The sequence below is a fragment of the Streptomyces antioxidans genome (assembly GCF_000968685.2).
GTDB lineage: Bacteria > Actinomycetota > Actinomycetes > Streptomycetales > Streptomycetaceae > Streptomyces > Streptomyces antioxidans.
This window is the reverse complement of record NZ_LAKD02000028.1, coordinates 24,718-41,681: the sequence shown is the minus strand read 5'-3', so window position 1 is coordinate 41,681 and position 16,964 is coordinate 24,718. Positions and strand designations below refer to the sequence as shown.

12 protein-coding genes are annotated in these 16,964 nt (G+C 72.7%); 3 read left to right on the top strand and 9 right to left on the bottom strand.

The features are described from left to right. Positions 1-29 precede the first annotated feature (29 nt). Positions 30-1,385, bottom strand: a complete 1,356-nt coding sequence (locus VT50_RS11750; RefSeq protein WP_046086290.1) for an MFS transporter — start codon at positions 1,383-1,385, stop codon at positions 30-32. Positions 1,386-1,609: 224 nt separating this feature from the next. Here VT50_RS11750 and VT50_RS11745 point away from each other — a divergent pair, with 224 nt between their 5' ends. After that, the gene (locus VT50_RS11745; protein WP_046086285.1) at positions 1,610-2,575 is read left to right on the top strand and encodes a GlxA family transcriptional regulator; all 966 of its coding nucleotides are present in this window, start codon (positions 1,610-1,612) and stop codon (positions 2,573-2,575) included. A gap of 27 nt (positions 2,576-2,602) precedes the next feature. Here the strand turns inward: VT50_RS11745 and VT50_RS11740 are convergent, their stop codons facing one another. The 4 genes from VT50_RS11740 to VT50_RS11725 are packed head-to-tail and all read right to left on the bottom strand — an operon-like array spanning position 2,603 to position 7,531. Beyond that, complete coding sequence (locus VT50_RS11740) at positions 2,603-3,652, bottom strand: Zn-dependent alcohol dehydrogenase (RefSeq protein ID WP_046086289.1); 1,050 nt, start codon at positions 3,650-3,652, stop codon at positions 2,603-2,605. Positions 3,653-3,673: 21 nt separating this feature from the next. After that, entirely contained in the window at positions 3,674-5,140 is a 1,467-nt protein-coding gene (locus VT50_RS11735; RefSeq protein ID WP_046086284.1) for an aldehyde dehydrogenase family protein, read from the bottom strand. After that, positions 5,137-6,561: an acyl-CoA dehydrogenase family protein gene (locus VT50_RS11730; RefSeq protein WP_046086283.1), complete on the bottom strand. Its 1,425-nt coding sequence runs from the start codon at positions 6,559-6,561 to the stop codon at positions 5,137-5,139. Before VT50_RS11730 ends, VT50_RS11735 begins: the two co-directional genes overlap by 4 nt. A 58-nt stretch (positions 6,562-6,619) precedes the next feature. Then, entirely contained in the window at positions 6,620-7,531 is a 912-nt protein-coding gene (locus tag VT50_RS11725; protein WP_046086282.1) for an SDR family oxidoreductase, read from the bottom strand. A 110-nt stretch (positions 7,532-7,641) separates the two neighbouring features. Here VT50_RS11725 and VT50_RS11720 point away from each other — a divergent pair, with 110 nt between their 5' ends. Continuing rightward, complete coding sequence (locus VT50_RS11720) at positions 7,642-8,568, top strand: cyclase family protein (RefSeq protein ID WP_046086281.1); 927 nt, start codon at positions 7,642-7,644, stop codon at positions 8,566-8,568. Positions 8,569-8,840: 272 nt separating this feature from the next. Here VT50_RS11720 and VT50_RS11715 read toward each other — a convergent pair whose 3' ends face one another. The 3 genes from VT50_RS11715 to VT50_RS11705 form a co-directional block, all read right to left on the bottom strand. After that, a complete protein-coding gene (locus VT50_RS11715) occupies positions 8,841-9,398 on the bottom strand; it encodes an ATP-binding protein (RefSeq protein WP_046086280.1) in 558 nt (185 codons plus the stop codon). Positions 9,399-9,869: 471 nt separating this feature from the next. Then, complete coding sequence (locus VT50_RS11710; protein WP_079343821.1) at positions 9,870-10,931, bottom strand: acyl-CoA dehydrogenase family protein; 1,062 nt, start codon at positions 10,929-10,931, stop codon at positions 9,870-9,872. A 7-nt stretch (positions 10,932-10,938) separates the two neighbouring features. Further along, positions 10,939-12,102, bottom strand: a complete 1,164-nt coding sequence (locus tag VT50_RS11705; RefSeq protein WP_046090790.1) for an acyl-CoA dehydrogenase family protein — start codon at positions 12,100-12,102, stop codon at positions 10,939-10,941. A gap of 149 nt (positions 12,103-12,251) precedes the next feature. On the opposite strand from VT50_RS11705, the gene VT50_RS11700 reads away from it, so the two are divergent. Continuing rightward, positions 12,252-13,796, top strand: coding sequence for an AMP-binding protein (locus VT50_RS11700; RefSeq protein ID WP_079343820.1), 1,545 nt, complete (start codon positions 12,252-12,254; stop codon positions 13,794-13,796). A gap of 9 nt (positions 13,797-13,805) precedes the next feature. Here the strand turns inward: VT50_RS11700 and VT50_RS11695 are convergent, their stop codons facing one another. After that, complete coding sequence (locus VT50_RS11695) at positions 13,806-16,844, bottom strand: protein kinase domain-containing protein (RefSeq protein ID WP_046088070.1); 3,039 nt, start codon at positions 16,842-16,844, stop codon at positions 13,806-13,808. Positions 16,845-16,964 lie beyond the last annotated feature (120 nt).

The following is a 16,964-nucleotide window of genomic DNA, read 5'->3' as shown; positions in this document are numbered from 1 at the left end:
TACTGCTCACGCATCTCCGGACCAGCTCACTAGGCCGACGCCGAGCCCGACGCCGACACGGACTTCGCACCCGGGACACGCTGGACGACCAGCGACATCAGCGCGGCGATCGCGCACAACGCCCCCGCGCCGTACCAGACCAGGTCGTACGAGCCGAAGGCGTCCCGCGCCGCGCCGCCGACGAAGGCCACGACCCCGGCCCCCACCTGGTGGGCGGCGAGCACCCAGCCGAAGACGATCGCGCTGTCCTCCCCGTAGTGCTCGCGGCACAGCGCCATCGTCGGCGGCACGGTGGCGACCCAGTCGAGACCGTAGAAGACGATGAAGAACAGCATCGGCGGATGGACCACGTCGTCCAGCAGGATCGGCAGGAACATCAGGGAGAGCCCGCGCAGCGCGTAGTACGCGGCCAGCAGCCGTCGCGCGTCAAAGCGGTCGGTGAACCAGCCGGAGGCCACCGTCCCCACGATGTCGAAGACCCCGATGACGGCGAGCAGGCTCGCGGCGGCCGTCACCGGCATGCCGTGGTCGTGAGCGGCGGGCACGAAGTGGGTCTTGACGAGACCGTTCGTGGAGGCGCCGCAGATCGCGAAGGCGCCCGCGAGCAGCCAGAAGGAGCCGGTGCGCGAGGCCGAGGCGAGAGCCTTGACGGCCCGCCGGGCCGCGCCGCGCCGGGGTGCGGGCCGTGGGGCGGGCGGCCCGTCGGCGCCGTACGGGGCGAGGGCCACGTCCGAGGGGTAGTCGCGCAGCAGCAGCCAGACGAGGGGGACGATCGCCAGCGCGGCGACCGAGACGGTGATCGCGGCGGGCCGCCATGCGTGCCGTTCGACGATCCAGGAGAGCAGCGGGAGGAAGATCAGCTGCCCGGAGGCCCCGCCCGCCGTAAGGATGCCGGTGACCAGCCCGCGCCGGGCCTCGAACCACCGGTTGGTCACGGTCGCGGCGAAGGCCAGTGCCATGGAGCCGCTGCCGAGGCCGATCAGCACCCCCCAGCACAGGATGAGCTGCCAGGGCTCGCTCATGAAGACCGTAAGGCCGCCACCGGCCGCGATGACGACGAGCGCCACCGCGATGACCTTGCGGATGCCGAAGCGGTCCATCAGGGCGGCGGCGAAGGGAGCGGTGAGCCCATAGAGGGCGAGGTTGACGGAGACCGCGAACCCGATCGTGCCGCGCGACCAGCCGAACTCCTGGTGGAGCGGATCGATGAGCAGCCCGGGCAGGGAGGCGAATCCGGCCGCGCCGATGATCGTCACAAAGGCGATGGCGGCGACCGACCAGGCGCGGTGCGGTAGGCGTAGGAGGGTCCGCCGTGCGGGCCGGACGGGCTGTTCCGGGTGTTCGTCCTGTTCGGGGGCTTCGGAGAGCTCGGTCGTCTGCGTCACCGGACCAGCATCGGGGAGCGGGTCGGCATGGACGAGTGGCCCGAGGGACAGCATTCGCTAGGATCGGGCCATGCCCCTCCGGGCCGTATCCGAACGACGGGAGGCCGGAAGTGTCCCCACCCAAGCCCCAGCCCCAGCCGCAGCCCCCAGCCCTATCCCCATCCCCGTCCCCGCCCGGGACCACCGACGAGCGCCATCGCGTCGTCGTCCTCGCCCTCCCCGGCGTGATCCCCTTCGAGCTGGGCATTCCGTACCGGATCTTTGGCAAGGCCCGCTCCGCCGGCCGCCGGCGGCTGTACGAGGTGGTCACCTGCACCCCCGAGCCCGGTCTGGTGCCCACGGATGCCGACTTCCCGATCGCCGTGGAGGCGGGCCCCGAAGCCCTCGCCGAGGCCGACACCATCGTGGTGCCCGCCTCGTACGAACTCGGCCCGGTCCGCCAGGAGGGCCGGATGACCGAGCCGCTCGGCGCCGCGCTCGCCCATGCCCGGCCGGGTGTGCGCTGGGTGTCCATCTGCACCGGCTCGTTCGTGCTCGCCGCCGCGGGGCTTCTCGACGGGCGCCCGGCCACCACCCATTGGTCCAGCGTCGATCAATTCCAGCGCCTCTTCCCGACCGTCAGGGTCGACCCGAACGTGCTGTTCGTGGACGACGGCGATGTGCTCACCTCGGCCGGTGTCGCCTCGGGGATCGACCTGTGTCTGCATCTGGTGCGGCGCGACCACGGCGCGGCCGTCGCCAACGACGTGGCCCGGCGCAGCCTGGTGCCGCCCCATCGCGACGGCGGCCAGGCCCAGTACATCCCGCGCCCGGTACCCGAGCCCCAGCAGGCCACCACGACGGCGGCCCGCGCCTGGGCCCTCGGCCGACTGGACCGGCCCATCTCGCTGCGGGAGCTGGCCGCCCAGGAGTCGATGAGCGTACGGACGTTCACCCGCCGCTTCCGCGAGGAGGTCGGCGTCAGCCCGGGCCAGTGGCTGACCCAGCAGCGGGTCGAGCGGGCCCGCCACCTCCTGGAGGGCACCGATCTGTCGGTGGACCAGGTGACGCGCGAGGCCGGTTTCGGCTCCCCCGCGTCCCTGCGCCAGCACTTCCAGGCGGCTGTGGGCGTCGCCCCCACCGCCTACCGCCGCACGTTCCGCGCGGGCGCCGAGGCCGGTACGGCTCCCGGCGCCGAGGCCCGTACGTGAAGGCCGCTCAGCCCCTTACGGCAGCGTTCAGAAGGTGAGCACGGCCCGCGCCACCCGGCCGTGGTGGACGTCGTCGGCGGCCTTGGCGAAGTCCTCCAACGGGTAGGTCCTGCTGACGAGTTCGTCCAGCAGCAGCCGTCCCTGCCGGTAGAGATCGGCGTACAGCGCGATGTCGGCCTGTGGCCGTGAGGAGCCGTAGCGGCAACCAAGGATGGACTTGTCCAGGAACATCGAGGAGACGCGGAAGGCCGCCTCGGCGTCGGCGGGCACCACGCCGAGCAGCACCGCCTGGCCGTGCCGGTCGAGGAGTTCGACGGCCTGGCGGATGAGCCGGGTCGAGCCGACGCATTCGAAGGCGTGATCCGCGCCGGTCGGCAGGATCTCCCGTACGGCGTCGGCGGAGGGGACGAAGTGGGTGGCGCCGAAGCGCCGCGCCAGCGGCTCCTTGGCGGGGTTGGTGTCCACGGCGACGATGGGGGACGCCCCGGCGATCCGGGCCCCTTGCAGCACATTGAGCCCGATGCCGCCGCTGCCGATGACGACGACCGACTCTCCGCGGTCCACCTTGGCGCGGTTGAGCACGGCGCCGACGCCGGTGAGGACGGCACAGCCGATGAGGGCGGCGGGAACGAGCGGAATGTCCCCGGGAATCGGCACCACCTGGACGGCGGTGACGAGGGTGCGCTCGGCGAAGGCGGAGTTCGAGGCGAAGTTGTACAGCCGCTCGTCGCCGCGGCGGAACGGCCGGGTCGGCCTGCCGATCGCCGCACGGCACATGGTGGGGCGGCCCCGGGCGCAGTCGGCGCAGGTCCCGCAGTTGGCGAGGGTGGAGAGCGCCACATGGTCACCGGGTGCGACATGGGTGACGCCCGGTCCGACCTCCTCGACCACGCCCGCGCCCTCGTGGCCGAGGACCACGGGGAGGGGGAAGGGGATGGTGCCGTCGACGACCGAGAGGTCGCTGTGGCACAGCCCGGCGGCGGCGATGCGCACCAGCACCTCGCCGGGGCCGGTGTCGCGCACCTCCAAGTCCTCGACCACGCGCGGTGAGGTGCCGTCGAAGATGACGCCTCTCATCCTCATCACCCTTCCGGTGCCTCAGGCGACCCAGACCAGCGACTGGAGTTCGCTGTACGCGTGCAGGCCGAACGAGCCGCCGTCGCGGCCGACTCCGCTTTCCTTGAAGCCGCCGAACGGTGTCTCGGGGTGCCGCTGGGCGGTGTTGATGCCGACGTTTCCGCTGCGCAGACGGGCGGCGAGGGTCCAGGCGCGGCCCGCGTCGACGCTGAAGACGTAGTCGTGGAGGCCGTAGGGGGTGGCGTCGGCGATCCGCACCGCCTCGTCCTCGTCATCGAAGGGCAGGGCGACGACGACCGGGCCGAACAGCTCCTCGCGGGCAACGGTCATGGCGGGGTCGGCGTCGGCGATGAGCGTGGGGGCCACGTAGAAGCCGGGCTTGAGCGCGGGGCGTTCGCCGCCCACGACGATCCGGGCGCCCTGCTCACGGGCGCCGGAGACATACGCCTCCACGCGATCGCGCTGCGCGGCGGAGATCAACGGACCGACGATCGTGGAGTTATCCACAGGCTCCCCGATCTTCAGTGACTCTGCGTAGTGTGTGAGTGCGGCAATGACCTTCTCGTACAGCGATCGATGTACGAGCACACGGGTCGGCGCCGTGCAGATCTGCCCGCTGTGAAAGGAGAAGGTCGAACCGACCGCCCCGACCGCCGACGCGATCACTCGCTCGTCGGCGTCCCCCAGGACGATGGCCGCGCCCTTGCCCCCCAGTTCCATCAGGGTGCGCTTCATCGACCGCCCCGCGGACTCGGCGATCTTCTTCCCCACGGCGGTGGATCCGGTGAAGCTGACCATGTCGACACCGGGGTGCGCGACCAGCGCCTGGCCGACGGCCGCGCGCGAGCCGGTGACGACATTGAAGGCACCGTCCGGGAGCCCGGCTTCCTTCAGCAGCGGGCCGAGCTCAAAACAGCACAGCGGATCCTGCGGCGCGGGTTTGGCCACGACGGTATTGCCCATGGCCAGGGCCGGGGCCACCTTGCCCGCGAGATTCGTGAGAGGGAAGTTATGGGAGGTGATGCAGCAGACGACACCCAGGGGACGGCGGACCGCTGCCGCTCCGACCAGCCCGCCCGGCGCCAGCGGGGTGGCGGCCAGGGGCAGCGGGGCCAACGGCACGGTGTCCGGTTCGAGGGCGCCGCGCGCATAGCGGCGGAAGCGGTCGATCGCCGGGGGTACCTGGAGGGACGAGGTGACGCGTAGCGTCGCCCCGGTCTCCGCCTGGACGAGGGGCACCAGGTCCGGGGTGTGCTCGGCGAGCAGATCGGCGGCCCGGTCGAGTACGGCGGCGCGCTCCTTTGGGGCGGTGCGCGACCAGCCGTCGTACGCGGCCCGGGCGGCCCGCACCGCGGCGTCCACATCGGCCGGATCGGCCTCGGGGGCATGGCCGACGGTTTCCTCGGTGGCGGGGTTGATGACGGGGTAGTGCCCGTTCCCGGGAGCCCGCCACGAGCCGTCGATCCAGTGCGCGTAGGTCCTTGTCATCGGCGTGATTCCTTGGGGAGGTGAAGTACGCGCTCGGCGATGATGGTGCGCTGGATCTCGTCCGAGCCGCCGTAGATGGTGTCGGCGCGGGAGAAGAGGAAGAGGCGCTGGAAGGCGTCGAGTTCGTACGGCCGGCCGGCGGTCCAGCGCGCCGGGCCGAGTGCGGCTGCGGCGCCTCTCACCTGCACGGCCAGCTCGCCGAGCCGCTGATGCCAGCCGCCCCACAGCAGCTTGGCGACGCTGGGCGCACCGGGATCCTGCGGGCCGGAGTACCCGGGATCCCCCGGACCGGAGTGGAACGGGCCGGAGTCGGGCAAGCCGGAGTCGGGCGGCGAGCCGGAGTCGGGTGAAACGGGGCCGGGTGAAACGGGCGGCGTCTGGGGGCCCGCGCTCCCCGGGGGGAGGCCATGGGGGGCGGCCTTCCGCGGGGCGGGGTCCCGGGTCGGCCGGGCGGAGTTCGGGGCGGGGCGCTGTGCGCTGCCCAGGGTGCGCAGGGCGTTCCAGCGCATGGCCTTGAGCTCGGCCCACTGCCGTATGAGCCGGTCACGCAGGACCGGCTCCTCTGCGGCGCCGGTCTCCAGCGCCAGCCGCACCACCCGGCTCAGCTCCTGGGCGAAGCCGATCTGCTGGACCAGGGTGGAGACCCCGCGCTCCACCGCCAGCAGGCTCATGGCCACGCGCCAGCCGTGGCCCGCGCCGCCGACGAGGTGTTCGGCGCGGGCCACGGCCCCGTCGAAGAACACCTCGTTGAACTCCGCGGTCCCGGTCAGCTGCCGGATCGGCCGCACCTCGATCCGTCCCGGCTGGTCCATGGGCACCAGCAGAAAGGAGAGTCCATGATGGCGCTGTGAGCCCTCTTCGGTGCGCGCCAGCACAAAGCACCAGTCGGCCTCATGGGCGAGGGAGGTCCAGATCTTCTGCCCCGTGATGCGATAGGTGCCCTCGCCCGGGTCGTGGACGGCGCGGGTCCGCAGCCCGGCGAGGTCCGAACCGGCGTCCGGTTCGCTGTAGCCCTGGCACCACACCTCCTCGCCACGGGCGATCGGCGGCAGAAAGCGGGTGCGCTGGGCGGAGTCGCCGTGGGCGAGCAGGGTGGGCCCGAGGAGGTTCTCGCCGATATGGCCCAGTCGGCCGGGCGCCCCGGCGCGGGCGTACTCCTCGGCCCAGACGACCTGTTGGGTCAGCGTGGCGGCGCGGTTGCCGTACGCCCCGTGGGTACGGTCCCAGCCCAGGCCGATCCAGCCGCCCGTGCCGAGGTCGCGTTCCCAGCCGCGGCGGACGGCCATGTCGCCGTGCGCCTCGCCGGGGTGGCCGCCGGTCTGCTGCTTGAGGGCGGCGAACGGCCCGGTGAAGTGCTCGGCCAGCCAGTCGTGCGCCTCGGCGCGGAACAGCTCGTCCTCCGATCCGAAAGCGAAGTCCACAGCCTCTCCCCTCGTCGGCCCTGGTGGGTGTTGCCGGTACGCCCCGCCGTTGCCTGGGTCAGGCGTTGGGGCGCTGACCGTCGGCGGCGGCCCGGGCCATGGCCTCCAGCTGGGCCAGCATCGGCATGGGGTCGGTGCCGACCGTGCCCGGAAGGAAGTCGGCGATCTTCTCCGGGGTCCAGGCGCCCTCGGCGTATCCGGCGCGCAGTTCACGGGGCTGGGCCCAGACCGCGATCTTGGGGCCCGCGATCGTGTAGACCTGCCCGGTGATCCGCTCCGCCTGGGCGCGTTCGCTCAGCAGATAGACGACCAGGGCCGCCACGTCCTCCGGTTCGCCGATCTCCTTGAGCTCCATCGGTACGTTGGCGGACATCCGGGTGCGGGCGACCGGGGCGACACAGTTCGCCGTGACGCCGTACTTGTGGAGCCCCAGCGCGGCGCTGCGCACCAGGGAGATGATTCCGCCCTTGGCGGAGGCGTAGTTGGCCTGGGCGACGCTGCCCTGGTGGTTGCCGCTGGTGAAGCCGATCAGAGTGCCGGAGCGCTGGCGGCGCATCACCGCCGACGCCGCCCGGAAGACCGTGAAGGTGCCCTTGAGATGGGTGGCGACGACCGGATCCCACTCCTCCTCGGACATGTTGAAGAGCATCCGCTCGCGCAGGATCCCGGCGACGCAGACCACCCCGTCCAGCCGTCCGTACCGCTCCAGCGCGGTGTCCACGATCCGCTGGCCCCCGGCCATGGCCGAGACGTCGTCGGCGACCGCCACCGCCTCGCCGCCCGCCGCCGCGATCTCCTTGACCACGGCCTCGGCGATCTCGCTGCTCGGTTCGCCGCCCTCGATCGAGACCCCGTAGTCATTGACGACGACCTGTGCCCCCTCGGCCGCGCAGGCGAGGGCCACCGCTCGTCCGATACCGCGCCCCGCCCCGGTGACGGCGACCACCTTGCCGTCCAAGAAGTTGTCCACGGCACGTCCCCTCCCGGAGTTTCTGACGGTCCGTTAGATTTTTGAGCAGACGCGGCCCGAGTACAAGCCCCCGCACACAAACGTCGACCGGGAACGCCGAAGGAGACGCCATGCCGCTGCCAGCCGAGTTCCACGAGATCGCCAAGCGGGTCAACAACTGGGGCCGCTGGGGGACGGCGGACGAGATCGGCACGCTCAACCTGATCACCGACGCCGTGGTCCGTGAGGCCGCCGCGACCATACGGACCGGCCGCCGCGTGCCGCTCGCGGTGCGGCTGCGGCAGGACGGCATCCAGACCGGACTGATCCCCGGGCGGATCAATCCGCTGCACACGATGGTCGCGGTGAACTTCGAGATGTTCGGCCCGGATACGGTGGCGATCAGCGACGACGCCGTGACGATGGGGCTCCAGGCCGGTACCCACTGGGACGGGCTGGCCCATGTCTCGCACTCCGGCAGGATCTACAACGGCCGCCCCGCCGGCTCCATCACCGCGCAGGACCGCGCCGCCTTCAGCGGTATCGACAAGGCGGGACCCCTCGTCTCGCGCGGGGTGCTGCTCGATGTGGCCCGGGCCCGGGGCGCCGAGCGGCTGCCCGAGGGACATGTGGTCACCCCCGAAGACCTCGACGCCGCCGAGGAACTGGCCGGGACCAGGGTGCGCTCCGGCGATATCGCGCTCGTCCGCACCGGGCAGATCCAGCGCTATCTGGCGGGTGAGAAGGAGGCGTACGCGCTTCCCTCACCGGGCCTGTCCCTGCGCACGCCCGAGTGGTTCCACGCCCGCGATGTGGCGGCGGTCGCCAATGACACCCTGACCTTCGAGGTCTTCCCACCGGAGATCGAGGGCCTCTGGATGCCGGTCCACGCCCTCGACCTGGTCGAGATGGGGATGCTCCAGGGCCAGAACTGGAATCTGGAGGAACTCTCCGAAGTCTGCGCCGAGGAGGGGCGTTACGCCTTTCTGCTGTCGGCCCCGCCGGAGCCGTTCGCCGGTGGCACGGGCGCGCCCGTGGCACCCGTCGCGATCCTCTGACGGCCGTACGCCGCCGGCGCCTTGACGTCTCCGATGCCCATGGAGGGAACGGCGGGCCGGTCTCTTTCGGGTGGCGGTGCGCTCATGCGCGCCCCGAGCACGGCACCGCACACCGCCACCCGGCTCCCGGCGCTGAGCCCTGTTTCAGCAGCGGGGGCGCGACCCGCACTCGCCAAGGAACGTCCCTGTGCACACACGGTCCACAGAGACACCACAGCCCTCGGCGTCCCCTCGCGACGAATCGCTGATCCTAGAGTGATCACCCGAACACGTCACGTCAACACCTGGTCTGGACTTTGTCTGATTCGCCCCAAGTGTGGCGGCGCATGAGAGGCCGCTCGCGTCCTGGAGAGCGGCTCCTCGCCCTTCGCGCGGTCGATTTCACACCAGATCCGCTTCCCGGAGCCCTCCGGCTGCCAGCCCCAGCGATCGGCGAGACCGTCGACCAGTTCCAGACCGCGCCCATGGGTGTCCCCCTCATCGGCACAGCGCTGACGCGGAGCGCGGTCGCTGGCGTCGGCGACCTCCACCCGGACCGTCCCCACACCGGCGCCCCGGCTCGTGAACGGCCCCGGCACCCCGCCCCCGGCACCACCACCGCTCCCGCCGCCCGGCGACTGGGCGGGGAAGAGCATTCTCAGCACGGCCGGACAGCCGGTGTGCACCACGGCGTTGGTGACGAGTTCGGAAATGAGCAGAATCAATGTCTCGGCGACTGGCTCATCGGCTTCGATACCGGATCCGACAAGCCGTGAACGGGCCCATCGACGGGCCCGGCTCACCTCCGCCGGATCGGGCCTGACCTCCATCTGCACCTGAAGCACCTGCACCGCTCACACCATCCGAACCGGCAGACACATCGCCTTGTACCTCCAAGAGGTCACGGACCGTGACACTCCCCCAGCTACCACTGGGAGGTACCCCCGTGCGCGACAGCATGGTTGACGTACAGTCACCCCAACAAGCGCTTCGGTCATATTCCAGCGCCAAGGAGTATGCGTGGGGCATACTGTGCGACACGCGTCCTGAGGACTCGAACATCGAGGCTGGGGCGTCGCACACCCCGGGCGAGCGGGGCACGTTGTCATGCCCGGAATCGCCCCTTGGGCAACGCCGGGCTTCTCGCACCCCATAAGCGCTCGCACCCCACGGAGAGTACCCGAGCCCGGGCCCGACTCCACCCTGTGACGAGTCACGCCTAGGAAACAACCTGGTATCAACGCTCGGTCACCTCGGAAGCTCTGGGGATCTCCCCAGAGAATGCGACATCCCAACAATTCAGGCGTATCCATCGAGCCCGGCTACAAACATGTTTCAACGGTCGACACGAGCCCGGCCGCCAGTTCCTCCTCCGCCGCCGCCGTGGACTGCCACTGACCTGCCCGCACCCAGGCCCGCTTGAGATGGAGATGGACATCGGCCTCCCAGGTGAAGCCCATCCCGCCATGAACTTGTAGACAATCGCGGGCATTGTGGACAGCGGCCTCGTCGGCGAGCAACGTGGCCGCCGCGATGTCACCCGGGTCTTCTGTGACCGCCGCGGCGTACACCACACTTCTGGCTGATTCGGCGCGCACCAGCATCTGGGCACAGAGATGCTGTACGGCCTGGAAGGCGCCGATCGGTCGGCCGAACTGGGTGCGCCGCTTGGCATGGTCCACCGCGAGCTCGACCGTACGGGAGGCGCTGCCCAGCTGTTGGGCCGCGGTCAGCAGCGCCGCCTCGCGCCACAGCCGGGCGGCGAGCCCCGAACGGCCCGGCCCCTCCGCCTGGCCCCGCCGGGTTGGGCCCGGGGTCATCCGGTGCAGTGGGGTGGCCGGGTCGACGGAGCGCATCGGCTCCGCGGAGAGCGCCGCCTCCTCCGCCGGAATCACCTCGACCGCCGTCGGTCCCAGCACCAGCACCACATCGGCGGAGCCAAGATGCTCGACCGGAGTCCCGCCCTCGTGCAGCGCCGTCACCACCGTCTCGCCCTGGGCCGCACCCACCGCCAAAGACCCCGAAAGCCCCGCCGCCAACTCCGTCGCGACCAGCGGCCCCGGCAGCAGTGCCCGGCCCGCCTCCTCGCAGGCCAGCACCACCTCCGGCAGCCCCAGCCCCACCCCGCCCGCCGACTCCGGCACCCGCAGCGCGAAGAGGCCCGCCGCGCCCAGCTCCCGCCACAGCCCTCGGTCCAGCCCCCCAACCCGGTCCAGCCCCCCAACCCGTTCCGGCGCCCCGGCGCCCCCCGCCGGCGCCCCGCCGCGCCGCGCCGCGTCCGCGTCCACCACGGCCCGCAGCCGGGCCCGCGGGAAGTGCCGGTCGAGCAGTTCGCGCATCCCCGTCCGCAGCGCCCGCTGGTCGTCCGTGAGCTGGAAGTCCACGCCCCGCTCACCGCCCCTTCGGCAGGCCGAGGATCCGCTCGGCCACGATGTTGCGCTGGATCTGCGAGGTCCCCGCCGCGATGGTGTACGAGAGCGAGGAGAGCCGGTCGGCGACCCACTCCTGACCGGCGTCCAGCGCGTCCGGCCCCAGCACCTCGGCGGCGGCGTCGTACAGCTCCTGCCGCACCTGCGAGAAGCGCAGTTTGAACACCGAGCCGCCGACGCCCGGCACCCCGCCGGTGCGCTGCGCCTCGCTCACATTCCACTGGGTGAGCCGCCACAGCGCCGCGCACTCCGCAGCGAGCCGCCCCAACCGGCGCCGTAGCACCGCGTCGTCCCAGCGCCCGTTGGCCCGTGCCGTCCTGGCCAGCGCCTCCAGCACTCGCCTACAGGCGACCACTTCGCCCACGAAGGCCGTACCGCGCTCGAAGGAGAGGGTCACCATGGTCACCCGCCAGCCGTCGTTCTCCTCGCCGACCCGGTGGGTGACCGGCACCCGTACCTCATCCAGGAACACCTCGGCGAACTCCGCCGTCCCGGCCAGGGTCCGCAGCGGCCGCACCGTCACCCCGGGCGCGTCCATCGGCATCGCAAGCCAGGTGATGCCCCGGTGCTTCGGCGTGCCGGTGTTTACCGGTGCGGTGCGCACCAATAGTTCGCACCAGTCGGCGATCTCGGCGTGCGAGGTCCAGATCTTGCTTCCGCTGATGACATACGCATCGCCGTCCCGTACCGCCCGGGTGCGCAGCGACGCCAGGTCGGAGCCCGCGTCCGGTTCGGAGAACCCCTGGCACCAGACCTCGTCCCCGCGCAGGATCGGCGGCAGCCAGCGGGCCCGCTGCTCGGGGGTGCCCTCGGCGGCGATGGTGGGGCCCGCGTGCAGCAGTCCGACGAACCCCGCGCCCACATAGGGCGCACCGGCCCGCTCGGTCTCCTCCAGGAAGATCAGATGCTGGGTGGGCGTCGCGCCCCGGCCGCCCGCGTCCTCGGGCCAGTGCAGTCCGGCGTAGCCCGCGTCATGGAGCATACGCTGCCAGCCGCAGTCATAGGCGCGGCGGCCGGGCCAGTCGGCCGGGTGCGGGCGGTCCGGCAGCCCGGGCAGGACCTCGGCGAGCCAGCCGCGCAGCCGGTGCCGGAAGTCCTCCTCGTCCTCCGTGTACGTGAGATCCATCGGCCGCCGACCTCCGTTTCTGATGACCCGTCAGATAGGGCGGGCTTCCGCAGGCTAGTCCGCGCCCCCTGGACCGACAAGGAGCCCGCCCTTACGCTGCCAGCATTATCTGACGGATCGTCAGCTACCTGCACCGCGGGAGGCCGGGGATGACCGATATCGCGCATGAGCTCGGCGGTTCGGCGACGCTGTGGGAACTGCTCGAGCGCCGCGCCGCCCTCACCCCCGACGCCCCCGCCCTCATCCAGGCCCCCGCCTCCGCCCGCCACGACCGGCGGCTGACCTTCGGCGCCCTGCGCACCCGCGCCGAGCGCACCGCCGCCGGGCTGTACCGGCTGGGGATACGCCCCGGCAGCCGGGTCGCCTGGCAGCTGCCCACCCGGCTCGAGACGGTCGTGCTGACCATGGCGCTCGCCCGCCTCGGCGCCGTGCAGACCCCGCTCATCCCGTACTACCGCGACCGCGAGGTGCGGTTCGCACTCCGCGCGTCCGGGGCGCGGTTCTTCGCCGTGCCCGGCCGGTGGCGCGGCTTCGACCACACCACGATGGCGCGCCGCCTGGCCTCCGAACTCCCCGAACCGCCGGTGGTCTTCGAGGCGTACGACACGCTGCCGGTGGCCGATCCCACGGCGCTGCGGCTGCCGCCGCCGCCCACCGACGGACGGGCCGTCCGCTGGATCTACTGGACCTCGGGCACCACCTCCGACCCCAAGGGGGTGCTGCACACCGACCGCAGCCTCATCGCGGCCGGTGGCTGCCTCGCCCACGCGCTGCGGCTGGGCCCGGACGACGTCGGGTCCATGGCCTTCCCGTACGCCCATGTCGCGGGGCCCGACTACACCGTGATGCTGCTGCTCTACGGCTTCCCTGCGGTGCTGCTCGAGCACTTCTCGCTGCCGGAGTCGCTGCCCGCGTACCGGCGGCACGGGGTGACGGCCGCGGGCGGCAGCACCGCCTTCTACGCGATGTTCCTGGCCGAGCAGCGCAAGGACCCCGCCCGCCCGCTCATCCCCACCCTGCGGCTCCTCGCGGGCGGCGGCGCACCCAAACCGCCCGAGCTCTACCACGAGGTCGTACGGGAGCTCGGCTGCACGCTCACCCATGGCTACGGGATGACCGAAGTCCCCATGATCACCATGGGGTCGCCGGACGACACGGCCGAGAACCTCGCCACCACCGAGGGCCGACCGCCGCCGGAGATGGAGATCCGGGTGGTGGACGGTCAGGTGCGGCTGCGCGGCGAGGCGGTCTGTGCCGGATATCTGGACGAGGGCGAGAACCGTAAGGCGTTCGACGCGGACGGCTTCTTCCTTACCGGCGATCTCGGCCACCTTACGGAGAGCGGCCATCTGGTGCTGACCGGCCGCGTCAAGGACATCATCATCCGTAAGGGCGAGAACATCTCGGCCAAGGAGATCGAGCAACTGCTGTACCGACACCCGGATGTGGGCGATGTGGCGGTGATCGGCCTGCCCGACCCGGACCGGGGCGAGCTGGTGTGCGCCGTCGTGGAGCAGCCGCCCGGGGCGGCGGCGCTGACGCTCGGGCAGGCCGTGGCGTATCTGCGGGAGGCCGGGCTGTCGGTGCACAAACTGCCGGAACGGCTCGAGGTGGTGGACGCCCTGCCCCGGAACGAGACGCTGCGGAAGGTGCTGAAGTACCGGCTGCGGGAGCGGTTCGCGGAGGGAACCTAGGGCCGGGGCCTAGCCGGTGCTGGTGCTGTACGTGGCCGTGGCCTGGTCGAAGTACCGGTTGACCGCCCGGCGCTCATCGGACGGGCCGATGACCAGGACCACGTGGTAGCGGCCGTCGATCAGCATCGCCAGGTTGCGCGCGTACACATTCCGCCCACTGCTGTCGCGCCAGGTGAACGCGCCCTCCGCCATCGCCGTACGGCCGACGTCGATCCGCCGCAGCCCGGAGGACGAGGCCCAGGAGGACCCGCGGAAGGCGGACAGTTCGGCCTCGCGGTCCTGCTGGTACGCCATCGGGTCGCCGCCGAACTCGGACGTCTTGTCCCGCCCGGCCACGACCACCAGCTCGAAGTCGCCCCCGATATAGCGGATCTGGCCGCGGCCGTTCTCGCCCCGGCGGGTCCAGTCCTCGTGCACGGCGACCTTGAAGCCCTTGGGGTCCTTACGGACCGCGAAGCCCTTCGCCAGCCCGGCCGGGGCGGTGGACTGTGGCTCCTGGTCGCCGGGGTCGGCCGACTTTCCGGCCTCCCCCTTGTCACCGCCCTTGTCGCCGTCGCCCTTGTCGCCCTCCGCCGGGTCGTGCGGCGCCGCGCTGGGCGTACCCGCCGAGCCCGTACGCCCCTGGCCGCCGTCGTCCTTGGAGCGCGGCATGAACATCATCGCGTAGAGCACCGCGGCCGCCAGCCCCAGCAGGACCAGGAGCAGGAGCAGCCGCCCCAGGCTGCGCGGCTTGCGCTGGGCGGGCGCCGGAGCAGCCTGCCGGGACTCCCGGGGCTCTCTCCCCTCGCGCCTCTCGCGCTTGTCCCGCCGGTGCCGCGCATGGCCCGCCGGCGCGTCTGCCGCCGCGGCCGGGCGGCGCCCGCGGCCCCTGCGCACCAGCCAGCCCCGCCTGCGGACGACCGGCAGCCGCCGGGGGTCGGAGGCGCCACCGGAGCCGAGCGAGGGCACCGTGACCGTGCTGATGCCGACGTCCGGTTCGGGCGCCGACCGGATCAGGGACCGCAGCCAGCCGCGCAGCTCCTCGAAGTCCGGGCGCTCGGTGGGGTCCTGACGCATCAGCGACTCGACGACGGGGCGCAGCGGACCGCACTCCTCCGCGTACGCCGGCGCCTCCGCACAGACCATCTGCACCAGCTCGGCGGCGCTCTCCTCCGGATACGGGGCATGGCCCTGCACCGCGCGGAACAGCAGCGCGCCGAGCGCCCACAGGTCCGCGGCGGGGCCGACCGGGGGCGCCAGCCGCCAGTTCTCATGGACCGGGCCCGCCTGCTCGGGCGCCCATCGCTCGGTGACGGCGCCGACCACGACGATACGGGCCTGGCGGGCGCGTTCGGCGGCGAGCGCGGTGGCGGGGCCGCCGCCGGTGGCTCCGCCGGAGTCCCAGCCGCCTTCGCGGGCGGACGGACCTTGGGAAGCGGACGGGCCTTGGGGGGTGAACGGGCCTTCGGAGGCGAACGGTTCGGCGCTCTCCGCGGCCTCCGGCCGACCGGACCAGCGGGCACCGCCGGTCACCGGCTCCGGGCCGGGCTCGGGTGCGGGCGCGGGCGTCGGGGCGGACTCGGCGGCGTGCGAGGAGCGGGTGGCCGCGTCGACGTTGGCCCGCGCGGCGGCTCGCGCGCCCGCCGCGTAGGCGGCGATGGCGCTGGCCCGCGCCGCCCTGGCGGCCGCGCTCTGCGCATCGGCGCCGACTGCGCCCCGTTCGCCCTCCCGGTCGTCTCCCGGCTGCCCAGCCCGGCGGGGCGCGGGCAGCCCAGCGGCGGCCGTCTGGTCCCCGTAAGGCGCCATGGGCCCACCGGCCCCCGGGCCGAACGTCACCTGATCCCGGTACACCGGACCGCCTGGGCGCGACCTCACAGGACCACCGGCACCCGCGCCCGGGCCCGCCGAACCCCTCGGACCCGAACTCGCCTCCGTCACCCCCTGGTCACCGTAAGGCGACCGTGGCTCGGGGAGGCCCGGCGCGGCGCCCTGGCCGCCGTGCTCACGGGCGTCGTCGGTGTCGGGCCGTGCCGCACCCTCGGGTGCGTCGGGGCGTGCCGTGCCCGCGGGTTCATGGCCACCGTAAGGGCGGCCCGGCGGCGGGAAACCTCCCGCGGCGCCCTGGTCGTGATAGCGCGGGCCGCCGTGCGGCCGCGCCTCGCCGCCCCCGGCCGTACGGGCCCCGGGGATGGCCGCGCCCCCTTCGCCCCCGCGCTCGGCCGGGCCCCGCGCGTCCGGGCCCGGGTGGTCGCCGTAACCCGCCGGGCCCGGCGGCGGGGAGGCCGGGACGTCAGCCGACGGCCCCTCCTCAGTGGCGAACTCGGCGAACTCAGCGAGCTCGGCGGACTCGGCGGACTCAGCGGGCTCAGCGGACACGGTGAACTCGGCAGGCTCGGTGAACTCCGCGGACACGGTGAACTCCGCGGACTCGGTGTCCGGCGAAGGCGAGGCCGCGGGCGCCGGAACGGGGTCGTAGCCGCACAGCGCCTCCTCCGCCGCACCCGCCGCCAGACCCGTGAGCATCGCGCGCCCGTCATCGCACAACAGCACCGTACGGGCGGTGATGTTGCGGTGGACCCAGCCGTGGGCGTGCAGGGCGCGCAGCGCCGTCAGGATGTCGTTGGCGACCTCGGCGGCGCGGTGCGGGGACAGCGTGCCCTCCGCGAGCAGCGCGGCCAGCGGGCGGCCGGAGACCATTTCGCTGACGATCCACAGGCTTCCGGCCTCCGCGAAGACGTGGAAGACCTGGCCGAGCCGGGGATGGTCGGGGATCTGCGCGGCGGACGTCGCCGCCGCGATGGCGCGTCGGACCGCCGGGTCACCGCCGCCCCGTGCCGTACGCCCGGCACCGGCGAACGTGCCGTTCCGCCCCGATGGCCCGCCGCCCCACCGGGCGTCGTCCTCGACCACTTCGGCCTCGACGACCTCCGGCAGCGGTATCTGCCGCAGATGGACTTCCTGTCCGCTGTAGGTGTCGAAGGCGCGGGTCTCGATGAGTTCGTACTCGTCGGCGGGCGGCAGGGGCAGGCGATAGCGGTCGGCCAGCACCCGGCCCGCGTACTCCTCCACGACGCCTCCCCAAGCGCGCGACCAACGCCGCCCTCATCAGCGGCCGGAGCAGCCTGAAACCCTTCAAATATGGTCGTTTTGGCGAGTTCCTGCGGCTGCGCACAGTCTAGGGCCTCTCAC